Annotated in this window: 16 protein-coding genes and 1 pseudogene; all 17 read right to left on the bottom strand. The window is 40.1% G+C overall.

Annotation, left to right across the window (positions count from 1 at the left end; all coding sequences use genetic code 11):
* Positions 1-40: 40 nt before the first annotated feature.
* Positions 41-1,084: a dihydrolipoamide acetyltransferase gene (locus tag PCY09_RS01745; protein ID WP_061600429.1), complete on the bottom strand. Its 1,044-nt coding sequence runs from the start codon at positions 1,082-1,084 to the stop codon at positions 41-43.
* A 555-nt stretch (positions 1,085-1,639) separates the two neighbouring features.
* Positions 1,640-2,632 carry an alpha-ketoacid dehydrogenase subunit beta gene (locus tag PCY09_RS01740; protein WP_125397047.1) on the bottom strand — a complete coding sequence of 331 codons (993 nt, stop codon included), beginning with the start codon at positions 2,630-2,632 and terminating at the stop codon, positions 1,640-1,642.
* 16 nt (positions 2,633-2,648) lie between these two features.
* On the bottom strand, positions 2,649-3,617 hold the full coding sequence (locus tag PCY09_RS01735; protein WP_125397048.1) for a thiamine pyrophosphate-dependent dehydrogenase E1 component subunit alpha: 969 nt from the start codon (positions 3,615-3,617) through the stop codon (positions 2,649-2,651).
* Positions 3,618-3,833: 216 nt separating this feature from the next.
* Positions 3,834-5,000: an acetyl-CoA carboxylase biotin carboxylase subunit family protein gene (locus PCY09_RS01730; protein ID WP_061593130.1), complete on the bottom strand. Its 1,167-nt coding sequence runs from the start codon at positions 4,998-5,000 to the stop codon at positions 3,834-3,836.
* A gap of 12 nt (positions 5,001-5,012) precedes the next feature.
* A complete protein-coding gene (locus PCY09_RS01725; RefSeq protein WP_045634825.1) occupies positions 5,013-5,753 on the bottom strand; it encodes an esterase family protein in 741 nt (246 codons plus the stop codon).
* A 49-nt stretch (positions 5,754-5,802) separates the two neighbouring features.
* On the bottom strand, positions 5,803-6,627 hold the full coding sequence (locus PCY09_RS01720) for an alpha/beta hydrolase (protein WP_045502979.1): 825 nt from the start codon (positions 6,625-6,627) through the stop codon (positions 5,803-5,805).
* Between the two features lie 93 nt (positions 6,628-6,720).
* Positions 6,721-7,518: a formate/nitrite transporter family protein gene (locus PCY09_RS01715; RefSeq protein ID WP_227955167.1), complete on the bottom strand. Its 798-nt coding sequence runs from the start codon at positions 7,516-7,518 to the stop codon at positions 6,721-6,723.
* 127 nt (positions 7,519-7,645) lie between these two features.
* Complete coding sequence (locus PCY09_RS01710; RefSeq protein WP_061600435.1) at positions 7,646-8,335, bottom strand: glucosaminidase domain-containing protein; 690 nt, start codon at positions 8,333-8,335, stop codon at positions 7,646-7,648.
* 133 nt (positions 8,336-8,468) lie between these two features.
* Entirely contained in the window at positions 8,469-9,062 is a 594-nt protein-coding gene (gene yihA / locus PCY09_RS01705) for a ribosome biogenesis GTP-binding protein YihA/YsxC (RefSeq protein ID WP_125397049.1), read from the bottom strand.
* Positions 9,063-9,071: 9 nt separating this feature from the next.
* Positions 9,072-10,301 (bottom strand): ATP-dependent Clp protease ATP-binding subunit ClpX, encoded by a 1,230-nt coding sequence (gene clpX, locus PCY09_RS01700; protein ID WP_008808666.1) that lies wholly within the window; start codon positions 10,299-10,301, stop codon positions 9,072-9,074.
* A 208-nt stretch (positions 10,302-10,509) separates the two neighbouring features.
* Positions 10,510-11,022: a dihydrofolate reductase gene (locus PCY09_RS01695; protein ID WP_045774031.1), complete on the bottom strand. Its 513-nt coding sequence runs from the start codon at positions 11,020-11,022 to the stop codon at positions 10,510-10,512.
* 145 nt (positions 11,023-11,167) lie between these two features.
* A complete protein-coding gene (locus tag PCY09_RS01690) occupies positions 11,168-11,668 on the bottom strand; it encodes a hypothetical protein (RefSeq protein ID WP_045634819.1) in 501 nt (166 codons plus the stop codon).
* A gap of 130 nt (positions 11,669-11,798) precedes the next feature.
* Positions 11,799-12,638 (bottom strand): thymidylate synthase, encoded by an 840-nt coding sequence (locus tag PCY09_RS01685; RefSeq protein ID WP_045634818.1) that lies wholly within the window; start codon positions 12,636-12,638, stop codon positions 11,799-11,801.
* A gap of 98 nt (positions 12,639-12,736) precedes the next feature.
* Positions 12,737-13,696, bottom strand: coding sequence for an ROK family glucokinase (locus PCY09_RS01680; RefSeq protein ID WP_045634817.1), 960 nt, complete (start codon positions 13,694-13,696; stop codon positions 12,737-12,739).
* Positions 13,697-13,871: 175 nt separating this feature from the next.
* Positions 13,872-14,717, bottom strand: coding sequence for an alpha/beta hydrolase (locus PCY09_RS01675; protein ID WP_045634816.1), 846 nt, complete (start codon positions 14,715-14,717; stop codon positions 13,872-13,874).
* Positions 14,718-14,787: 70 nt separating this feature from the next.
* Positions 14,788-15,978 (bottom strand): annotated as a pseudogene (locus PCY09_RS01670) (IS3 family transposase); the annotation flags it as partial.
* Between the two features lie 112 nt (positions 15,979-16,090).
* Positions 16,091-23,575: a CshA/CshB family fibrillar adhesin-related protein gene (locus PCY09_RS01665; RefSeq protein ID WP_125397050.1), complete on the bottom strand. Its 7,485-nt coding sequence runs from the start codon at positions 23,573-23,575 to the stop codon at positions 16,091-16,093.
* Positions 23,576-23,749 lie beyond the last annotated feature (174 nt).

Below are 23,749 nucleotides of genomic sequence, written 5' to 3'. Positions count from 1 at the left end.
GCGCTTCTTTGCTTTTGAGAATAGCAAAGAAAATAAAATCTTATACCAACATCGAAATTGGATCTTCAATCAAAGCCTTCAAGTCCTTCATAAACTTAGCTCCAGCCATTCCGTCGACAACACGGTGGTCAATGGTCAAGCCCAGACTCATAATTGGCCGGATAACAATTTCGCCATTAACAACGACAGGTTTCTCAACTGTTGAGCTAACTCCGAGAATTGCTGAGTTTGGTTGGTTGATGATTGGCCCAAAGGACTGAACACCAAACATACCCAAGTTACTGATTGTAAATGTTGAATTTTGCAATTCACTTGGAGCCAATTTACCATCCAAAGTACGACCAATCACATCCTTAAAGGCTACAACTAACTCTGACAAGCTCATTTTTTCAGCATTATAGACAACAGGTGTCATCAATCCATTATCCATACCAACTGCCATAGCAAGGTTGACATAGTTGTGAGTGATAATGGTCTTGCCATCTTCTGTCAATGAAGCGTTGATGTAAGGATGTTTCATCAATGTTTTCACAACAGCGAGTGAAAGAAGGTCTGTTACAGTAGTCTTCTTACCAGTTGCTTCCATAATTGGCTCAAGAACCTTCTTACGAAGAGCCAGCATTTCAGTCATATCAACTTCATAGTTGAGTGTGAAAGTTGGCGCAGTTAGGTAAGATTCAACCATACGTTGCGCGATAACCTTACGCATTGGTGTCATTGGAATACGCTCAATCTCACCATAAGGAGTGATATTGTCTGGAACTTCTTCCACTTTTTCAATTTGAGCAGGAGACTTGATGGTGTCGTTTTCGATATTTTCAGGAAGCAAGGCCAAAACGTCCTTCTTCATGATCTTGCCACGATGACCTGTTCCTTGGATTTCCTGCCAAGCAATGTTATGTTCGAGGGCAATTCGTTTTGCAAGTGGCGAAATGCGAACCACATTTGTGTCTTTATAAGTTTCCACGTCTTCTTTGTGGACACGACCGTTTGCACCTGAGCCAGAAACGTCATAGAGGTTGATCCCTAGATCATCCGCTAACTTTCTAGCCGCAGGAGTCGCTCTTAGCTTGTCATCAGCCATGACCTCTCCAATTCTAATTATGATACTAAGGGCGTAAAAAGCGACTGAAAAATAGGAAATCGACGCTGGCTTCGATGAAGCCAAGGAGATTTATCTTTTTTCCGAGCTTTTAGCCCGTGTTCGAATATAATATATTAAGGACGCAAAGGGCAATGAAAAAATAGGAGATTGACGATGTGTTCGATGAACACAAGGAAATCTATCTTTTTTCGCAGACCTCCGTCCGAATTCAATTACATGATACAAAAGGCGTTTAAAAGCGATCGAAAAATAGGAAATCTACGCAGGCTTCGATGAAGTTAAGGAGATTTATCTTTTTTCCGAGCTTTTAGCCCGTGTTCAACTCTACAAGTAACTTGGACACGAAACGCGTCTCAAGTTACTACGGTTGCCGCTATTAGGCGGTCAACCTAGTAGACTTACTAAATTTTTTTTCGAATATTATCGATTCGTCAAAAAACTGTCGCAACTTTATATACAACTTGGATACAAAACATAACTCAAGTTATTAAAGTTAAAATCTTTAAAAATTTACACAATTTAATTTATGTAATATTATTCTTTGCTATAAGTCTTACGGATTGCATCTTTGATGCTTTCAACTGTTGGAATCATTGCATTTTCTAGATTTTGTGCATAAGGCATTGGCACATCTTCTCCGGCGCAACGGCGGATTGGTGCATCTAGATAATCAAATGCTTCTGACTCTGAAATGATAGCTGAAATCTCTCCGATATAGCCACTTGTTTTGTGGGCGTCGTTGACAAGCACCACCTTACCAATCTTCTTAACTGAGTTGATGATGATATCCTTATCAAGCGGAACAAGGGTACGAGGGTCCACAATTTCAACTGAAATTCCCTCTTCTGCTAATTCTTCAGCAGCTTGAACCACACGGCGAAGCATTTTTCCATAAGTAACGACTGTTACATCTGTACCTTCACGTTTGATTTCACCAACTCCAAGTGGGATTGTGTAGTCTGGATCAACTGGCACTTCCCCTTTTTGGTTAAATTCCGACTTGTACTCAAGAATGATAACTGGGTTGTTATCACGGATAGAAGACTTGAGCAGTCCTTTCATATCAGCAGGTGTACCTGGTGCTACAACCTTAAGTCCAGGAATGTGAGTGAACCAAGACTCTAAAGATTGTGAGTGCTGGGCCGCAGAACCAACTCCGTTACCAGCTGCACATCGAACTGTCATTGGAACCTGACCTTTACCACCAAACATATAACGTGTTTTAGCAGCTTGGTTGACGATATTGTCCATGGCAATGACTGAGAAATCCATAAAGGTCATATCGACAATTGGACGGAGTCCTGTCATGGCTGCTCCTGCTGCTGCTCCAGAGATAGCAGCTTCAGAAATCGGACAGTCACGGACGCGTTCTGGACCAAATTCTTCGAGCATTCCAACAGAAGTTCCGAAGTCTCCTCCGAAGACACCGACGTCTTCTCCCATCAAGAATACATTTTCATCGCGACGCATTTCCTCAGACATAGCAAGGATAATGGTGTCACGGAACGACATTGTTTTTGTTTCCATTTTTATCTCTTTCTCCTTAGTCTGCGTAAATATCTTCAAATGCTGATTCTAGTGGTGGGAATGGGCTTTCTTCTGCAGATTTAACAGAAGCTTCTACTGCTTCCTTAACTTGTGCTTGGATTTCTTCCAATTCTTCGGCACTTGCAATATTGTTTTCAATGAGGTACTTGCGAAGGTTTTCGATTGGGTCTTTTTGTTTCCACAATTCCACTTCTTCACGGGTACGATATTTACCAGGGTCAGATGATGAGTGACCAAGCCAGCGATAAGTTACACTTTCGATCAAGACTGGGCCATTGCCACCACGAACATGATCTACAGCTTTCTGAAATCCTTCATAGACATCAATGACATTGTTTCCATCTTCGATAAACATTCCAGGGATTCCATATGCAGCGCTACGGTGATGGATATGCTCTACATTAGTCATTTTCTTGATATCCGCAGAGATTCCATAACCGTTGTTAATGCAGTAGAAAATAACTGGCAGTTTCCAAATAGAAGCCATATTAACTGCTTCGTGGAAAACACCTTCGTTGGTCGCACCGTCTCCAAAGAAGCAGACTACGATTTTACCAGTATGTTTCATTTGCTGACTGAGGGCTGCACCGACTGCGATTCCCATACCACCACCTACGATACCATTGGCACCAAGATTACCAGCATCCAGGTCGGCGATATGCATAGAACCACCTTTCCCTTTACAGGTTCCAGTGTATTTCCCGAGGATTTCAGCCATCATTCCATTGAGATCTATTCCTTTTGCGATAGCTTGACCATGTCCCCGATGGTTGGATGTGATCAGATCGTCTTCATTCAACGCTAGCATAGCTCCAACGTTTGCTGCTTCTTCTCCAACAGAAAAGTGAGTCATACCCGGAACTTTTCCCTTTTTTACTAGTTGTGCAATTTTTAAGTCCATACGACGGATTTCTTCCATCTTACGAAACATCTCTAATAGGAGAGATTTGTCTAAAGTCGCCATATTATTGCCTTTCTAACCTACAATTTACTATTATATTTTAAACGATTATGAAAACCCTGTCAAAATTTATGCTTTTTGTCATTTCACAAAGAAAAACCAGTCTATCCATTGAATAGACTGGTTCTAGAAGTTTAATTAAAAATTTCACAAACTTTTTATGCTAGATTAGTTTTTAGCAATTTTAAACTGTTAAATAATAGAAAGACATAATCTAGCTTAGTCTGCTTTTTTGGCGAAATCTTCAATCATTTGCTCCATTTGATCACGACTAGGAGTGGTCAACATATAAAGATAGTCACCTTGCAGCTCTGCAAAGGCAGCTGGCATATCTTTTTTTACCTTGAAGTTATCTCTATATTTCTCCAGCAAATCTGCTTCAGCATATGCATAATTAGTTGAAGCACGACGTGAAGTAGCTAGACAGAACTGTGGTTCCATGTGTGTAGCTGGGAAAGGCTCTCCTGCTACAATAGCCGCATATCCTTTGTAAAGATCAATTGAATGAGCAAAATTATAAACATCAATTGTAAAACCACCCGCAGGACGGTTATTGTACTCAATTGCCACATAATCATCCCCATCACGGAAGAACTCAATATGGAAAAAACGCTCTTTCATACCGAAGACTTTAACAATTGCTTCTCCGTAAGCACGGAGCTTGGGATCCATATCCTTGAGGACGTAGTAGGAATTATCCATCTTATAGATCATCAAATCTAAAGGTGTATGGGCATAGTCGAAGGTAGTTGAAAAGACAATATTACCATCTTTATCTACCAAACCATCAAATGTACAAATCTCACCTGACTGAACAAACTTTTCAAAGAAATAAACTGTTTCTTGATTCCATTCTGATTTGAAATGTTCTACGTCTTCTTTCGTCTCTAATTTAAAAGTCGCTGCTGCTCCTACACCATTATCTGGTTTAGCTATCAAAGGTAAACCAAGTTTATTAACAGCTAAGTCAACTCCTGAAATGGTCTTGACAACCTGTCCAGGCACAACAGGAACACCAGCCTTTTTAAAGAGTTTTTTCATTTCAGACTTAAATTTTGTTTTCTTCAAATCTTTTGGCTTAGCTCCAAAGACATTAAATTGTTCACGAAGCTGAGCGTCCTGCTCCAACCAATATTCATTATGAGATTCAATCCGATCAATAGGCCCATGCTTATAGAAGAGAAAGGCAACAGCTCTTTTTACTTCGTCAAGATTTTCGAGATTTTCAACACGGAAATATTCTGTCAGAGCATCTTTTAAAGGTTGATCTAATTGGTCATACGGTTCCTGGCCAATTCCCAGAACAGTAATTCCTTTGTTAGCTAATTCTACAGTAAACTGTTGAAAATTTTGAGGATAATAAGGGGATATAACGATATAATTCATAAATGACCTCCATTAAAGGTTGAGTTCGTTAAGGAAATATGGCATTTGCTTACGCCACCAGACCCAGTCATGAGCCACATCATGGCCCCACTCAGCAAACCAAGCAGGAATCTGTTTATAATCAAAAGCTCTTTTCAAAGTGTAAAAAGATGGCAATCCATCCGCCTCCCAAGCTCCATGACCGGTGCAAACAATGATATCTGCTTGTCGATAACGATCAATAAACCAGCCATCATTTTGATTCCAAATATAATCTGCTGGGGAATTCTGATAAACTGCTTCATCGTTCCCATAATCACCTAAAAAATATCGTGCATCATAGACACCGCTAAGAGCAATTACTTTATTAAAAACATCGGGATGTTGAAGAAAGAAATTCATAGCATGATAACCACCCATTGAACAGCCTGTCGTCATCATAGGATCAAACCAGCCCGTTTTATGTTTAATAAAAGGAATGGCTTCTTGGATGACATAGTGTTCATAAGCACGATGCATCTCTGCTCTATCGTGCGGACTCTTCCAATCTGCTAACCAGCTTTCACTATCAACACTGCTCAAAGTAAAAAATTGTACTTTACCAGCTTCAATAAAACCAGAGCAAGCATCAATCATGCCAAAGTCTGCATATTCATTATGACTTCCACCAGAAGAGGCAAAGACGAGAACAGGAAGACCAGAATGCCCATAGCGATTAACATACATTTCTCGATTAAGATTTCCACTCCAATGACTTAAAAATTCAACATGCATAATAGACTCCTTTCTTTGATACATTGAGATCATTTCCTTTAGACTGTATTTACCACTGCTCACTTAAAAAACGAAGGCAATCAAGTAAATGTTCTGACCAAGCAATCTCGTTATGTTCGGCACCGGCCTGGATTTTTAAAACAAGATTGTCAATATCTATGCCAGCAACTAAGAGCTGACGATAGTATTTAACAGATGAATCAATATATGCTTGTTTTATATTACCAGCCATCAAGGTTTTATCCGTATCATCTGCCTCGTCGGTTCCAACATAAATAAAGACACGTTGATTCAGTTTAAGTGATTGACGCTTGATATAGCGATCAAAATCTTCTTGATGAAGCCAATTAGCGGATGAAAAAACACCGAGGCAACCAATTTGATTTTCATATTCAACACCTATAAACTGAGTAATATTACCACCTAAAGAGCTCCCAATCATAGCTGTATGTTTGAAATCAGATTTGGTTCGATAATTTTCATCAATAAAGGGCTTAACAACATCCATTACGAATTCAGCATACTCACTGCCTTTACCACCGAAAGAAACACCTGGAATATTCATTTCTTTATACTTCCACGCCGAGTATTCATTCATTCGATTGACTCCATCATTATCAATTGCGACGACAATCATTTTTTCTAAATCAGGATTGCGTTTGATAATTGGAATAATCTTCCAGGAATGACCGCTGAAAGACTCTTTACTATAAAGAACATTTTGTCCATCATGAAAATAAACAACAGGATAACTTTTTTCAAGATCCTCTGAGTAATTTTTCGGCAATAAGACTCGAACTCTACGTTTTGTCTGGCTATATGGGACAAGAAGTTCATGAGTTTTCATATCTAGGTAAAAATAAGATTTGTTCATTATCTGAAAACTTTCTATTTCCAATAAATTTTATCTATTATAACACAAAAAAAGAAAAAAAGTCAGGTTTTCCTGAACTTTTTTTAATTATATCTAATCAACGTACGTTTCTTCGTCTTTGTTCATCCAAGCATATGGAAGACCAATCAACAGACCACCACCAATTACATTACCAATAAATGTAATGCTGAAATGCCTTAAAATATTGAAAACATCAAATCCTTGGACCTGACTAGCAATCTTATTGAAAGCAATCAATGAGAAAGAGGCAAAGTTTGCAGCCAAGTGTTCGTTAGTCAAAAACACGAACATATATATAGCTGAAATGACGATCCACATTTTTGCTGTAGAACTCTTAATCAATAAGAATGATAAAATAGCAACATTTACAAAAATGTTAGCCACAATAGCTTCAAATAAAACTACACTATTACCTCGGCTAAGCTTGTTTGCAACAACTGTCCCAACGAAGCCATCCGGTGTCAATCCAGCATAAGCTACTGTTTGGTTGAAAATCCAACCAATAATTGCCGCTCCAACAAGATTAAAGAAAGTACAGTACAGTAAAATCAGCAAGGCTTTAGAAAACTTGATTTTTTTCAAAAAAGTTCCTGCAGTCAAGTACATCATGTTTGATGTTGTTAACTCAGCGTTTAAGAAGAGGATATATACCAATCCCCAAGCAAATATGAACGGAAACAGGAGGCGTCCAGAGCCTGGTACTATCTTGTTAATAACGTCTGCAGCAATTGCTCCTGCAGCAGTACTTAATGTTAAGAAAGCCCCAGCGTACATAGAACGAACAGCATACTTTGCCTTACTACTATCAAATAAGGCCTCTTTCTTCTGACAAGCAAATGCAACTTTTGTGATAAATGACGATTCTGCCATACTAATTTCCCCTTAAAAAATATTACGACCATTATATCATAAAATGAAGAATTACGAAATCGTTTTCTTAAATTTTAAGAGAAAAAAGAATTAGGATCTTTTCCTAACTCTTTTCCTACTTTTTCGTTTAACGATTCGCCCAAGCGACGTCTTCGTCCAATATTTCTTGACTAGTATACTGCTGACGATAAATATTATAAACAAGATCGCCACTGTATGCTTGCTGATAACTGGGAGTATCATATTGAGTCAAGTTATACTTTTCAATAATATAATTTAATTTTGCATTATAACTTGAATCCGTTGCATAAACACCAGTTAAAGCCGCTGTTGCATCTTGATAGCTAGTTGTGTTACTCTTCCATGCATTGGCATAATAACCTTGGCGAAGAATTGCTACATAATCTTGTAATGATTCATAATAACTTGGGTAAGAACGGAATTCTGCATCAATATTATAAGCATTACCTTGACCATCATCTTCCCAAGTAAGCATTGTAGCAGACTGGCCACCGTAGTGTCCTTTTACACCAAAGAGGTTGTAGTGAGGCGCTGAAGCTAAGCCTGAGCGACCTGAATTACTTTCAAGAATAGCTTGGGCGATCATTACAGAAGCGTATAAATCATTCTCCTGACCCAATTGACGAGCTGATTCAGCTATCTGAGAAATAAATACTTCAGTTGGATTATAGTATTGAACTGTTTGTTCTTCGTTAGCATCAACTGACTTTGTATTGTTTGCTAGTAAAGCACTAATCATAATAGCAGACATAAATAGTGTCATCACTGCTAAAAGTGCACTCATTTTCTTCTTCATAGTCTTAACTCCTAAAAAATACTACAATAATTGTAGCATAATAAATAATGACATAAAATGCGAATTGGTTACAATTTCATGACAGTTTTACTTTTTCTTAGTAAAAAAACAGAAGTTTCCTTCTGTTTTTTTGTTATTTATTAACTTTTTCTAAGATTGCATCCCAAGATGCATCTATACCAGTTTTATCTACTGATGAAAAGAGAATAAATGTATCGGCTGGGTCAAAATTTAGTTTTTTCTTGATGGCCGATTCATGTTTGTTCCATTTTCCACGAGGAATTTTATCTGCTTTTGTTGCTACTAGAATCACTGGAATTTCATAGTACTTCAAAAATTCATACATTTGAACATCATCCGCACTTGGTTCGTGTCGTAAATCAACTAAACTGACTACAGCTCGCAGATTCACTCTGCTGGTCAGGTATTCTTCAATCATTCTTCCCCATTTAGCACGTTCAGTCTTTGAAACCTTAGCATAACCATAGCCTGGAACATCAACAAACCGAAGTTTATCATCAATATTGAAGAAGTTTAATAATTGAGTTTTCCCAGGTTTCCCAGATGTACGCGCTAAATTTTTACGATTAAGCATCGTATTAATAAAACTTGATTTACCGACGTTAGATCTACCAGCAAGAGCGATTTCTGGAATATCATCTTGAGGATAGTGAGATTTATTAGCCGCACTCAGCAAAATTTCTGCATTATGTGTGTTAATTTCCATATTCTGACCTCAAGCAGTCTCTAAAATTGGTTTATCCGTACCATCAACAGCTTCTTTAGTGATTCGGACAAGTTTCACATTTTCTTTACTTGGAACTTCAAACATAACATCCATCATGGTTTCTTCGATGATAGAACGTAGACCACGGGCCCCAGTTTTGCGCTCAATGGCCTTGTTCGCGATTTCCTGTAAAGCATCATCATCAAACTCTAGTTTAACATCATCGTAAGACAAGAGAGCCTGGTATTGTTTAACCAAAGCATTCTTAGGCTCGCGAAGAATACGAACCAAGTCGTCTACAGTCAGTTGTTCCAGAGCAGCAAAAACAGGCAAACGACCAATTAATTCAGGGATAATCCCAAATTTTTGAATATCTTCAGCAATAATAGCTTGCATGTAGGACTCGTTTTCATCGATAGCTTTGTTATTTTGACCAAAACCAATAATTTTCTCGCCCAAACGTTGTTTTACAATTTCTTCAATCCCATCAAAGGCACCACCAACGATGAAAAGAATATTTTTGGTATCAACCTGAATCATCTCTTGCTGCGGATGTTTGCGACCTCCTTGAGGCGGAACACTTGCTACAGTACCCTCAATAATTTTTAAGAGAGCCTGCTGTACTCCTTCACCTGATACATCGCGCGTGATAGAAACATTTTCACTCTTTTTAGCGATCTTATCAATCTCATCTACGTATATGATTCCGCGTTCTGCACGTTCGATATTGAAATCAGCTGCCTGCAAAAGTTTTAAAAGAATATTTTCTACATCTTCTCCGACATAACCAGCCTCTGTTAAAGCTGTCGCATCAGCAATCGCAAACGGTACATTTAAACTTCTAGCCAAGGTCTGAGCAAGAAAAGTTTTTCCAGAACCCGTTGGACCGATCATTAAGATATTTGATTTTTGCAATTCAACATCATCTTCTTCGCGACTGTCATGAAAATTAATACGCTTGTAGTGATTATATACCGCTACAGCCAGCGCTCTTTTAGCACGTTCTTGACCGATGACATAATGGTTTAGAATATGCAATAATTCTTGAGGTTTTGGAACCTCTGACAAGTCAGCTAAGACTTCTTCGGCTAATTCTTCACGGATAATTTCTTGTGCTAATTCTACACACTCATTACAAATAAAAGCGTTATTACCCGCAATAATCTTTTGAACCTCATCTTGGTTCTTCCCACAAAATGAACAATATACCATCATCTCTTCATTACGATTTGTAGGCATAATACTAGTCTCCCTTTAATATATATTCGTCAAATTAAAATAAAGTCATATAAAAAGCGTGAATACTATTCACTAAATTTGTAAAGGCATTAAGCAAAAATAAAATGGACAAACCATACCGCCTTTTTCTAAAAGTTTGTACGGAACAAACAAGGCAAATGGCGCACAAAAAGGCCGTAAAAACCCCAAAAACACTTCTTTCCACTTTTTATGAACCCTTTCTTTCTAGAACTTTCACGGTAAAATCATAGGCATTCTTGTCATCTTTAGGATGAAATTGGCTATTGACTTCTCTAAATGCTGTTAAGTCAAAATCCTTTGGAAAATAAGTATCACCCTCAAAACTAGCATGAATTTCAGTTTTAATAATTTCATCTAAGTGATGCTGAAATAAGGAAAAAATTTGACCACCGCCAATGATATAAAGATTTTTTTCCTGTTCCTGATACCATTTTAAAACAGAAGGTAAGTCATGAAAAATTAAGACAGATTCATTTTCAACAGTATAATTCGGATCCTTAGTCAGAATAAGACTTGTCCGGTTTGGTAAAACACGCTGATCCATACCATCGAAAGTCACTCTTCCCATTAATATAGCATGACCGGAAGTAATTTCTTTAAAATGCTTTAACTCTGCTGGCAAATGCCAAGGTAGGGATTGATTTTTTCCAATCAGTCCATTTTGATCTTGTGCCCAAATCGCCGCAATCTTTTTAGTCATTTCATAATCCTTTTAATTGATATTTCTATTCTATCAAAAAATATAAAAAAAGACTTGATTGGACTACCACTTCTCTTCATTTATTTCCAACTGAAAACAGATAAAAATTCGATAACCTCAATGGTTATCGAATTAAACTTCGGATTTAAGATTTATTTTTTTTAGCCTTCATGAATAGAATGTAAACTACCAAAAGAGCTAAAACTCCAAATGCAGAAATATATAATACTGTAGAATCTGATCTTTTATGTTCAACAGAAGCGGTCTCCGTCTCCGAATTATCAGTATTAGGATCTACATCACAAGCATCTCTCTTTTTTGACTTTTCCTCTGTAGCAGTCTCTTCACCACTTGTTTGATTTTGTTTGTTTTTGGGCCCCTTTCCATGGCAGCGAAGAGCAAGAGATTTCCGTTTCTCTCTTAAAGTCTTCTTGTGGTTTCGAGATTCAATCTGTTTCGAACCATCAAGCACTTCAACTGAAGATTGCTCTCTCTTCTCTACTCTCCAGTGATTTAAGCGAACTTGATCATCAGCTTTGACTTCTGCTACTTGGAAGAATAAGACAAGAATTGCAAGCAAAGCGATAGATAATACAAGACCCCAAGATTGTTTTGGTCTATGCATCTTTAAAAAACCAGCTATCATATTAGCACCTCCAAAGGTAAGCGTTTGCAACAGTTATATCTATTGTCATTATACCACTTTATATCTTTCCTGCAATTATCTGCTACGAAAGAAAAATCCCACCGAAAAACTTCGGTAGGAATTATTGAAATTAAATTGCTAAATCAAATTTGAGCTGAGGTTTAACTGGATCATAGTCTAATAACTCAAAATCCTCTGCTTTAATATTGAAGAAATTGGTCCCGTCAGGCACATTTAGAACGAGCCGTGGCTGACAGTCGCTAGGTTCTCGACGCAACAGCTCCTCCGCCTGCTCGAACTGATTGTCATAGATGTGCAAGTTATTGATAAAGTAAAAGAACTTGCCTACCTTCCAGCCAAAATGCTTGGCAATCATCATCTGTAAAGCCACATACTGCATAGCATTAATATGGTGAGCAACTAGCATATCATTGGAACGTTGAGTCAGAGTCGCATCCAGATAAATGTCTCCATCCACACGACGAACGTCAAACATTGTTTGGAAAGCACACGGGAGCAAGCCGTCTGTTTCTTCAAAAGCTTCATAATCCCATAGAGAAATGATGTTGCGACGATTCCAAGGATTGGCTTCCAGCTGTTGGAGAATTTTATGGATAATATCATGCTTCTTGACAACCGCTCCGTAACGCTGACCAATGGTACCCGTATCGCTAACTTCCCAATCATTCCAATAGTGAACATTATACTTGTCGTTGAGCAGTCCTAGACTATTAGACTGGTCTTGATAAATCCAGAGTACTTCCTTGATGGCAGACTTAATGGCAATAGGGCGCAGAGTCGTGATCGGGAATTCTCCTTTGCTCAAATCGTACTCAGCAAAAGAACCAGTGATGTATTTGGAGTTAGCCACATTTCCATCCTTGTATCGTGGACGGGCATTTTCAGAGAATACTCCCTCTTTTAATATTCTTCTAATATTTTCTTTAAAAATCGTATCAGCTTTTGTCATTAGATCTCCTTCAACAGTAAACAACTTCTAGTATTATAGCAAACTTCCCATAAAAACTCTCCCACAGAGTCTGCAGGAGAATAAAATGAATTTTTAAATTATTGAAGAACCAAAGATGCTGCACCGATAACACCAGCATCATTTCCTAGAGTTGCCAAAGCTAATTTTGTTGATGTACGAACCTGAGGGAAGGTATTTTCGTCATAAACCTTTTGAATTCCCTCTAACAAGAAAGGTCCAGCAGCTGATACACCGCCACCGATAACAATCGTAGATGGATTAAGGATTGATCCAATATTCGCGCAAGCAATTCCTAGGTAACGAGAGAAGTTTCTATAAACGATAAGGGCTAACTCATCTTCTTCTTTTGCTAAATCAAAAACTGTTTTAGCTGTGACTTCTTCTCCATTATCGATGAGTTTCTTTAATTCAGCATCGCCAGCATACTCATCAGCATACCGACGAGTTAAGTTGACAATACCTGTCGCAGACGCAACAGTTTCCAAACAGCCCTTCTTTCCGCAAGTACATGGAATTGGCTGATCAAAATCAACAGTAATATGCCCAAGCTCTCCTGCTGCACCGGCAACGCCATGAAGAAGTTTACCTTCAGCGACAATACCGCCACCTACACCAGTTCCTAAGGTCATAAAAACAACATCAGGCTGATTTTCTCCAGCTCCCATCCAGCGTTCCCCCAATGCTGCGACATTCGCATCATTGTCGATAAAAAATGGAATCCCAGTAGCTTTTTCAATTTTTTCTTTTACAGGTTGCAAGGTTTTCCAGTTTAGGTTATAGGCACCAATAACAGTTCCTTTTTCACGGTCTACCACTCCAGGAGAACCCATTCCGATTCCTAAGAAATGTTCAGCAGTAAGCTGAAGCAAGTCCAAACGATGAAGAATAGATTCAATCATATCATCAACGATATGGCTTCCTTCATCTAAAATATTTGTTTTTATAGACCATTTTTCTTGAATTTGTCCTTCTTGAGTTAAAATTGCAAATTTGATGGAGGTACCACCAAGGTCAATACCAATGATTTTTTTAGACATTGTTCTCTCCTCTGATTCTTTTATTCAACCCCATTATATCAGATTTTTTCAAAGTGGAAAAGGTTTGCATAAAGAAAATATAAAAAGAGTCCTTAAAGATTCATAATTAGTGTAAAACTCTCTGTTCTTTTATCTTATTCCTTTGGCAAGAAAACTGTTTGGAGCTAAAATTCTCTTATTTTCTCCACAAAAAGTCTATTAAAAGCTGATCTACTTCAGAGTTCTCATGCAATCTGCTATGCTGGCCTCCTCGCCCAGATATTTTGACTTCTTTATAGGATTTAGCATGATTGATTAGCAAATATTTTAGCGCTTTTGATGAAATGTTTAGGACTGAGCCGTCTGTATTTCCACCAATATCACCATAGATATTCAGAACGTCTATTTGTTTGTCAGGATAAACCTCTCTTAATCCAGTAAGTTTTTGATATTGTTCATTCATCGCAGACGGCTGTCCTGTTTTGGAATCTAAGGTCAAGTTTGATGGAAGGTTCCAATTCTCTAAACCAGCTACATGATTCGCCAAATTAACCTGCTTAATCAATTTAGGTAGATTTTCTTCACTTCCGTATTCTAAAAGATAATAAAGAATGGACATATTTCCCATAGAATGTCCCACCATCTTCATTTCTTGAAATCCATAAGCTTGCTTAAGTTTTTCAACTACTGCTTTAGCATATGCTGCATCTTGTAAATAGTCAGGATTTCTGTTGTCCTCATATTGAACCATGACAATTGGATTGATTGCACCTTTGGGAATATGGCCTCTTAAAGTGACCTGACCTGTTCTGTCAACATTCGCTTGAATTATTGTTTCTGTTACACCAGCCTTTCTAGCTGATTCTGTCATATGCCTTTCCGCATTAACACTGGAGCCATAACCGTGAAAGAACAAGGTTGGGGTGGTAGATTGAATGAATTTACTTGAATTTAATTTTGAGCTTTGATTTGACAAAGTGAAGAATACTAAAAAACTAAAAATGATCATTAGTAAAAAAATAACAATAAATTTCTTTTTCATTTATGTCCTCTGTCTTATTATTTGAAGAAAATTATATCATGTATCAACCAGTGTTACAAGAAACTTTATCATAAAACATTTCCGACTTCAAAATGCCAAAGAAGGACTCCATCATGCCGTTGCCTGGGCTGTTACCCTTGCGTGACATGGATGGTTGAATTCCCTTACTCTCTAGAAACCGATGATAAGAATCGTGTTGGTATTGCCATCCTTGATCGCTATGGAGAATCGTCTTCTCGTAGTGTTTCTCTGTGAATGCTTGTTCCAACATCGTTACTTGTTCTAAATTAGGCGAACAAGAAAGATTAAAAGCAATAATTTCGCTGTTATATCCATCCAGAACAGGGGATAAATAGAGTTTCTGCCTGCTTGCTGGAATGGCAAACTCTGTCACATCGGTGTAGCACTTTTCCATTGTTTTGGCTGCTTCAAACTGGCGTTAAATAAGATTTTTTGCTTTCTTGCCAATCTCTCCTTGGTAAGAAGAATACTTCCGTTTACGACGAATCCGATCACTTAAACCAAGAACTTTCATCAAACATTGGACCTTTTTATGATTGACCGTATAACCACAATTCCTTAATTCTAAATGGATTCGACGATAGCCATAGTTGCCTTTATGTTCACTATAAATGGCTTGTATTTCATCCTTTAGCTCTTTATCCTTATCTGGTTGCCCCAGCTGTTTCAATTGATAATAATAAGTTGAGCGAGCTAAACGAGCCGTTTCAAGAAGTAAATCTAGTCGAAATCCTCCTGAAACCATTTCTCTAACTGTCTCTGCCTTTCTCGCTCTATGGCTTCGTCCCTGTCTTCTAGCTCTTTTAACTTTTTTAGGAAGGCCACCTCGGTACGTAGCGTTCATTCTCCTCTTGAAGTCGCTCTAGTTCAGTCATTTCTTCCCAAGTTTTCTTGCGTTTACGTCCCATTTTAGCTGGTCTCCCTCTTTTTCCTCAACAACAGTATACCGCACCAGCCAGCTAGGAAGCATCACACGATTTGGGAGAGCATAATCCAGAGAAACTCCATCTTGCGAACGGCCTTCACATAGGACTTTATCAATGATTCCTTGTTTTAATTCAGGAGAATAGTAACGATTCTTCCCCTTTTTAACGATCTATATTCCATAGCGATCAATCAATCGGATTAAGTACTCAAGATTTGAAAGGTTCATTCCATATTTTTCTGAAAGTCGCTTTAAGCTGATTCCTTGTTTTCTAAGATCGTATATCTGAACTTTGTCCTCATAAGTTAATCTTATAATAAAATACCCCAAAAGTTAGATTTTTTCTATCTAACTTTTGGGGTGCAGTTCAATCCGAATCGCTTTTAAACTTCACTCAATCTGTCGAATGGGGAGACATTGATCTCTCTTAATCTTCTTCAGATTTCTTCTTCCGATTTGCTAAACCAAAGAATGTTAAGCTGGCAATGGCTGCTAAGAGACCTGAACCAGTCTGATCACTTGTCTGACTTCCTGTTCTTGGAAGAACCCCTTTTTCATCTTTTGGATCGACATAAACAGATTCTACTCTCTCTTCAGCTTTAGGTGTTTGAACGACTACCGTAGGAGCAACAGGAATCACTGGTGCCTTTGGTTGTTCTGGAGTACTTGGTCTGTTTGGAACAACTGGAATTTCTGTCACTCTCGGTGTGTAGCTTGCAGAAATTGTTTGGCCATTGCGGTCCTTACGGATTACAACGACTCCTTTGGCTGTACCAACAAAGTTTGGCTCTGGAATAAAGGTTACAACACCATCTGGCGAGATGGTATAAGTTCCTTCTCCTGGAACAACTTTTTCAGTCGAACCATCTTCAAAGGTTGGCGCTACTGTTAAGTCTACGTCACCTTCAAAAATTGGTTTACCAGTCTGTGTTTGACCCTTGAGGCCTTCTGAGGTTACATCTTCTACTCGTGTTTGACCGATAACTGTTGGTGTATACTGGGCTGTAACAACGTTACCATAAATATCCAAACGTTTTACAACCACTCCTTTGGCTGTACCAACAAAGTCTGCCTCTGGAGTAAAGGTAATCTTACCATCTTTATCAATTGTATAGCTTCCTTCACCCGGAACAACCATAGTCGTGCTACCATCCTCAAAGGTTGGTGGAACTGTACTATCGATATGTCCTTCAAACGCTGGAGTTGCCACTTGCGATTGGCCTTTAGCTCCTGTAGAAGTCGTATCATGACCAGTAGACGGATCTACAACCGTTGGACGATAACTTGCAGTAACTGGGGTACCGTTCTTATCCTTACGAACAATTGTTACGCCAGTTCCTTTCCCTACAAAATCAGCTTCTGGAGTGAAGGTTACTGTACCGTCTGGCGCAATCGTGTAGGTTCCTTGACCTGGAATGGTCTTCTCTTTACTTCCATCTTCGAAGGTTGGCTCGACTGTTTCATCAATTGGAACCAGTGGATTACCTTCTGTGAACGTTGGGGTACCCTTTTGCGGTTGACCTTGGATACCATTTGAAGTGGCATCCGTTGAAGTTGGTGTTACTTCTTTCACAACCGCTTGGTACTTAACGGTAACAGGAGTTCCATTGGCATCCATACGAGTCAATTCAAGTTCTGGTGTTTCACCCTTGAACTGTTTATCAGGAGTGAAGGTCACCTTACCATCTGCGTCCACTTCGAACTTACCAACATTTGGAACTTCCTTCACAGCTGTCCCATTGTCAAATAGTGGAGTCGAATCAGCTGGGAATGGAACTGAGTCATGACCTGGAGTGAAAGTCACTTTACCTTCTTGCACTTGACCTTGAAGACCTTCTGTCTTATCACCTGTACCAGTTGGTGTTACTTTCGTAAATTCTGGACTGTAAGTCGCAGTAACTGGAGTACCATTCTTATCCACACGCTTAACGGTTACTGGATCTGGTTTGCCTACAAACTGCTTGTCTGGAGTGAAGGTTACAGTTCCATCTGGCGCAATGGTATAAGTTCCTTGACCTGGAATAGACTTCTCTTTGCTTCCATCTTCGAAGGTTGGCTCTACTGTTTCATCGATTGGAACCAGTGGATCACCACCTTGGAAGGTTGGAGTACCTGTTTGTGGAAGTCCTTGAGGGCCTGTGCTAGTTGCACCAGTTCCTGTAGGAGTGACCTTAGTGAATTCTGGGCTGTAAGTCGCAGTGACTGGAGTGCCGTTCTTATCAACGCGTTTGATCGTTACTGGATCTGGTTTACCAACGAACTTCTTGTCTGGGGTGAAGGTTACTGTGCCATCTGATGCAATCGTGTAAGTTCCTTGACCTGGAATAGACTTCTCTTTGCTTCCATCGTCGAAGGTTGGCTCAACTGTTTCATCGATTGGAACCAGTGGATCGCCACCTTGGAAGGTTGGAGTACCAGTTTGCGGAAGTCCTTGAGGACCTGTACTTGTTGCGCCAGTGCCTGTAGGAGTCACCTTAGTAAACTCTGGACTGTAAGTCGCAGTAACTGGGGTACCATTCTTATCCACACGCTTAACAGTTACTGGATCTGGACTACCTATAAACTGCTTATCTGGAGTAAAGGTTACTGTTCCGTCTGGCGCAATCGTGTAAGTTCCTTGACCTGGAATGGTCTTCTCTTTACTTCCATCGTCGAAGGTTGGTTCAACTGTTTCATCAATTGGAACCAGTGGATCACCACCTTGGAAGGTTGGTGTACCGGTTTGTGGAACACCTTGAGGACCTGTGCTGGTTGCGTTAGTGCTCGTTGGAGTGACCTTAGTGAATTCTGGACTGTAAGTTGCAGTGACTGGGGTACCATTCTTATCCACGCGTTTAACCGTTACTGGATTTGGTTTTCCGACAAACTGCTTGTCTGGAGTAAAGGTTAAAGTTCCATCTGGTGCAATGGTGTAAGTTCCTTGACCTAGAATCTTTTTCTCCTTGCTGCCATCTTCGAAAGTTGGCTCTACTGATTCATCAATTGGAACTAGTGGATCACCACCCGCAAACGTTGGAGTACCGGTTTGTGGAACACCTTGAGGACCAGTGCTAGTCGCATTGGTGCCAGTTGGAATCACTTCTTTCACTACCGCTTGGTACTTAACTGTAATAGGGGTGCCATTGGCATCAGTGCGTGTCAATTCAAGCTCTGGTGTTTCACCCTTGAATTGTTTGTCTGGAGTAAAGGTCACCTTACCATCTGCATCCACTTCGAACTTACCGACATTTGGAACTTCTTTCACTGTTGAATTGTTATCAAACAGCGGAGTTGAACCAGCTGGGAATGGAACAGAGTCATGGCCTGGAGTGAAGGCGACCTTGCCTTCTTGAACTTGACCTTGCAAGCCTTCTGTCTTGTTTCCAATACCAGTTGGCTTTACAGCCGTCACTGTTGCTTGATATTTTGCCTTAGCAAGGGTACCATTGACATCTGCACGACTGACTTCAATTTCTGGTGTTTTACCTACAAATGTCTTGACCGGGGTAAAGGTAATATTACCATCAATATCCACTTCAAACTTACCAACATTTTCAATTTCTTTCACATTGGTACCAGTGTCAAAAACTGGAGGATTTTCTGCTGAAAAACCAACTTCTCGTCTTCCAGCTTCAAAAATAATCTTGCCATTCTGAACCAATCCTTGTGGACCTTCAGTCTGATCACCAGTTGCGTTTGGAATAACTTCTTCAACAGTAGGAGTGTAAGTGGCCATCACTTCGGTGCCATTCGCATCTACACGTTTAACCGTGACTGGTGTTGCCTTACCAGTAAATTTCTTCTCCGGCTTAAAGGTGATGGAACCATCTGAATTAATCGTATAAGTTCCTTGATCAGCTACTACTAACGTGTCAGTTCCATTTTCAAATGTCATTGGTTTGGTCATGTCGATTGGAACTGCTTGGTCACCCGGAATGAAAGTTGGCTTGCCGCTTTGTGGTTGGCCTTGCAGGCCTGTTGAATCAGCATTTGTGCTTCTTGGTGTTACTCGCGTCACAGTTGGCGTATATGTTGCTCTTACTTCGGTGCCATTTGTGTCTACGCGTTTGATCGTCACTGGAGCTGGCGTGCCCACATATTGCTTTTCTGGAGTGAAAGTAATCGAGCTATCTGACTCAATGACATAAGTCCCGACCTTGTCTACCTTCTTAGTTCTTTGATTATCTTCAAAGGTCATTGCTTGAGTCATATCTATAGGCACAGCTTTGTCACCTGGTGTGAAAGTAGGAGTACCTGATTGTGGTAAACCTTGAAGACCAGTGCTAGTCGCATTGGTACCTGTAGGAACCACTTCTTTCACCACTGCTTGGTATTTGACTGTAACAGGAGTGCCATTCACATCTGCTCGAATCAATGTCAGCTCAGGAGTGGTTCCCTTAAACTGCTTGTCTGGCGTGAAAGTAATTTTACCATTCGCATCCACTTCAAATTTACCAACGTTTAGGACCTCTTTAACAGTCAAACCATTGTCAAAGAGCGGAGTTGTTTCAGCTGGAAACGGCACAGATTCATGACCTGGTGTGAAGCTAACATGGCCTTCTTGAACCTGACCTTGCAATCCTTCTGTATTATCACCAGTACCAGTCGGAGTTACCTTGGTAACAGTTGGCGTATAGCTTGCTCTCACTTCTGTGCCATTTTCGTCAACTCTTTTGACTGTCACTGTGGCTGGGGTTCCCACATATTTCTTATCTGGAGTAAAGGTAATAGATCCATCTGAATTGATGGTGTATTCTCCCACGCCCACAACTGTCTTCTTAGATTGACCATCGTCAAAGGTCATTGGCTTGGTCATATCGATTGGGACTGCTGGGTCGCCTTCCTTGAAGACCGGCGTTCCTGTTTGTGGCACCCCTTGAGGACCTGATGAAGTAGCAGGTGTGCTGGTTGGTGTGACCATGGTCACGTTAGGTGTATAGGTTGCAGTCACTTCGGTGCCATTGGTATCAACACGTTTGACCGTCACTGGAGTCGCCTTGCCAGTGAATTGTTTAAGTGGCTTGAAGGTAATGGTATCATCTGAATTGATAGTATAAGTTCCTTCATTAGCTACTTCCAAGGTGTTCGTCCCATTTTCAAAAGTCATGGCTTTGCTCATGTCAATTGGGATTTGTTGGTCGCCTGCAGTGAAGATTGGCTTACCACTTTGTGGTTGGCCTTGGAGACCAGTTGATTCAGCATTGGTGCTGGTTGGTGTGACTTGGCTTACCTTAGGTTGGTAACGTGCCCGATGTGCTTTACCATCGGTATCACTGACTTGAACTACCACTGGGTCTGGCGTGCCATAAAAAGTTTTGATAGGCTTGAAGGTCACTTGGCCAGTATTTGGATCCAATTCATAGGTTCCCACTTGCTGGCCATTAGACATTGCAGGCACCGTGTTGCCCGCTACCGGCTGACCACTCGCATCCACAAAGCTAGCTTGACGAGTAGCATCTGGTGTGACAGGGGTCGTATTCGCATCATCATCGTTAAAGACTAGCGTTTTGTTTTGTTCCAGTCCCTGAAGACCACTTGATTCGTAGCTTGGAATCTTACGGACTGTCGGCACATAACGGCCATCCATTGTAGTCAATTGATCATTTTTATTAGGATCAGAAGCATCCGTCGAAGTCCATCCAGTTGATGTACCATTGCTATCAGTCCAGCGAATATTAATTCCGTCAGCAGTTCCAGAAAAATCCGCTTTTGGTGTAAAGGTTACTTGCACATCATTGCCATTGACGGTCACTTGATAGGTTCCTTCAGGACGAATATAGTTACCATCAAGGGCTGTCAGAACTTGGCCTTGATTATCCAGAACCTGAGGCGCTTGGGTGCTCATAACTGTATTGACACTGTCGTCTGAGCGATCCGTTCCTTTAGGTGTGAAGTGAAGGACAGCAGTTTGAGTCTCACCTGTAAAGCCGTCTGTAGTCTGCTTCTCCCCCTTTGGAGGATAAATGCGGTGCAAGAGCATATCTTCTACTTCACCACTAAAAGCAATACCGGTTGGTTGCTCAATATCGCCTTTATTAGTCGCAATTCGGAAACGCATACCCAATTTGTCCACTTGACCGCCAGTAATATTTGAGTTGGCATTGAAGGTCAAGGTATAGTCACCAGCAGCTGTAATCTCTTGTAGGTTGCTACCTTCGCTTTCATTAAAGACTCCATCATTATTGAAGTCTATCCAGGCCTTGACATAAGATTTAGCATTGCCATTTGGGTTAGCTTTGATTTTAATCGTATATGTCCCATTTTTTGCTTTGTCTAAATCTAGCAAATCATTAGAAGTACTTAATTGATCGTCTGCTAGTAATTGGCTGGCCCCCTCGTCCTTATGCTCCTTTTTATCATCCAGAACCCAGTCATTAGATGACTCAACATCAATATCAGCTGGCGTTGTTCCTAAATAAGGTTGATTGATAGGATCGTTTGTCACTGAATCACGTGTCGAAATGGTATGGAAGGCCTCACCATAACTTTCCGGCGCATCACTTCCGTCTACCACGAGAAAGCCCATCATCATGGCTTGTTGCCCAGATGATGCAACATAGAAACCTACTTCAGAAGCCCCACGCGTCATTACCACAGGAACCGTCCGTTCGTTAGAACGGTTCGGCCCGAAGACCTGAGTCCCAAGACCACCCGTCACGGTATCTGGACTGAGGTATTTATACCAGTCTACGCTCTTATCCTTAAGGATTAAGAGGCCTCTTCTCTTAACGTCCTCATCATCCAACATTTTTTTGGTGATAACCGTATAGGCTTCTTTGGCCGGGCTCTTCATCTTCCATTCACCCATATATTCCCAACCCGTACCGTTAGTGGTAAAGATTGCGAATTCACCTGGGTTGGCATCTTCACCATCGGCCATAACCACCGTAGGGGCTACACGCTTACCAAGATAGGTAGCCTCAATATCGAATTTTACCCCCCAGTTGGTAGAGTTCATTGGATAAACTAACTGAGTCTTGCGCTTCTGAGTATTAAAGCCTTGGTCACGTATGGTCGTCCATTCGTTCTGGGCTGCCCCTGTGACTGATGGAGGTGGTGTTTTACCATAATATGGCGCAGATGTTAAGAAACCATTCTCAGCGTCGGGGTTATAGGTCCCCTCTGTTGCAGTACCTGCAACCCGCTTTTTATAGATTTCAGTTGAGTTAAAAGGCTTGAGCTCTTTGACCGTTAAGGTCACTACATAGCCAGGTGAAATTTCCTTGGTGAAGGTGGTCCCTACCTTAAGACCGCCACGTTGATCCAAGTTTTTCCAACTTGCGCTATCTGAAAAATCAAGCCAACTAATCTGCTTAGCTAGCTGAACACTGTCTTTCTTAAGAGATTCATCCAAGCTTGGTTTAGGGACCCTAGGCTTAGAAGTTGCATCGTCTGCTCCAGCAGGACCAGTACCTATCGTAACTCCTGTTGTTCCACTGTTCTCTTGTCCAGTAGGTGTAGCATCCCGTCTCACACGACGAGAACGACTAGCTTGAGTCACGTCTGTTTTCACTCCTGAATTCTCAGCTACTACCTGCGATTCAGTTGATCCTTGCCCAACAACAGTTGATTGAATATCATCACCACTTTTAGTTTCAATAGAATCGCTAGTTTTTTCTACTTCCTCTAATCCCGAATTTCTTTGAATAGGATTATCAGCGGATTGTGACTTTTCAGAATCAGGTACAGATTCCGTTTTTTCTGTATTTTGAACCTGTTCATAAGTTGTTGATTCGTCAGAAATTACTGGCGACTCGGTTACGTCTGCTTTACTAATCTCATTTTGGGATCCATTAGTACTAGTTTCTTCAGCACTAACTTGTGTAGCTGTCCCTAAAAGAATCAAGGTCGACAAGAGTACAGAACAAACACCAATGTTTAGTTTTCGAATTGAAAACTTACTCAGGTGAGCATTAAATAAATCTTTTCCCATTGTAATCTCCTAAATACGCATTTAATTCCAATTAATTATTATACATTATTCTAATTAAGATATCTATATATATATCTTAATATAGAATAATATTTTATAATGAGAATCAAAAACTCAAATAGAGTAAAAAAGCTTAAAATCAATGAATCCTTGATTTTAAGCCAATATCAAATA

Origin of the sequence: Streptococcus sp. SG2, from assembly GCF_030439925.1 — a bacterium.
Classification (GTDB): Bacteria; Bacillota; Bacilli; order Lactobacillales; family Streptococcaceae; genus Streptococcus; species Streptococcus gordonii.
This window is presented reverse-complemented; position numbering and strand designations above follow the sequence as displayed.

Bases quoted from the DNA above. Each gene is read 5' to 3' on its own strand.
- PCY09_RS01745 (WP_061600429.1), bottom strand. From the start codon at position 1,084: ATGGCTGATGACAAGCTAAGAGCGACTCCTGCGGCTAGAAAGTTAGCG.
- PCY09_RS01740 (WP_125397047.1), bottom strand. From the start codon at position 2,632: ATGGAAACAAAAACAATGTCGTTCCGTGACACCATTATCCTTGCTATG.
- PCY09_RS01735 (WP_125397048.1), bottom strand. From the start codon at position 3,617: ATGGCGACTTTAGACAAATCTCTCCTATTAGAGATGTTTCGTAAGATG.
- PCY09_RS01730 (WP_061593130.1), bottom strand. From the start codon at position 5,000: ATGAATTATATCGTTATATCCCCTTATTATCCTCAAAATTTTCAACAG.
- PCY09_RS01725 (WP_045634825.1), bottom strand. From the start codon at position 5,753: ATGCATGTTGAATTTTTAAGTCATTGGAGTGGAAATCTTAATCGAGAA.
- PCY09_RS01720 (WP_045502979.1), bottom strand. From the start codon at position 6,627: ATGAACAAATCTTATTTTTACCTAGATATGAAAACTCATGAACTTCTT.
- PCY09_RS01715 (WP_227955167.1), bottom strand. From the start codon at position 7,518: ATGGCAGAATCGTCATTTATCACAAAAGTTGCATTTGCTTGTCAGAAG.
- PCY09_RS01710 (WP_061600435.1), bottom strand. From the start codon at position 8,335: ATGAAGAAGAAAATGAGTGCACTTTTAGCAGTGATGACACTATTTATG.
- yihA (WP_125397049.1), bottom strand. From the start codon at position 9,062: ATGGAAATTAACACACATAATGCAGAAATTTTGCTGAGTGCGGCTAAT.
- clpX (WP_008808666.1), bottom strand. From the start codon at position 10,301: ATGCCTACAAATCGTAATGAAGAGATGATGGTATATTGTTCATTTTGT.
- PCY09_RS01695 (WP_045774031.1), bottom strand. From the start codon at position 11,022: ATGACTAAAAAGATTGCGGCGATTTGGGCACAAGATCAAAATGGACTG.
- PCY09_RS01690 (WP_045634819.1), bottom strand. From the start codon at position 11,668: ATGATAGCTGGTTTTTTAAAGATGCATAGACCAAAACAATCTTGGGGT.
- PCY09_RS01685 (WP_045634818.1), bottom strand. From the start codon at position 12,638: ATGACAAAAGCTGATACGATTTTTAAAGAAAATATTAGAAGAATATTA.
- PCY09_RS01680 (WP_045634817.1), bottom strand. From the start codon at position 13,696: ATGTCTAAAAAAATCATTGGTATTGACCTTGGTGGTACCTCCATCAAA.
- PCY09_RS01675 (WP_045634816.1), bottom strand. From the start codon at position 14,717: ATGAAAAAGAAATTTATTGTTATTTTTTTACTAATGATCATTTTTAGT.
- PCY09_RS01665 (WP_125397050.1), bottom strand. From the start codon at position 23,575: ATGGGAAAAGATTTATTTAATGCTCACCTGAGTAAGTTTTCAATTCGA.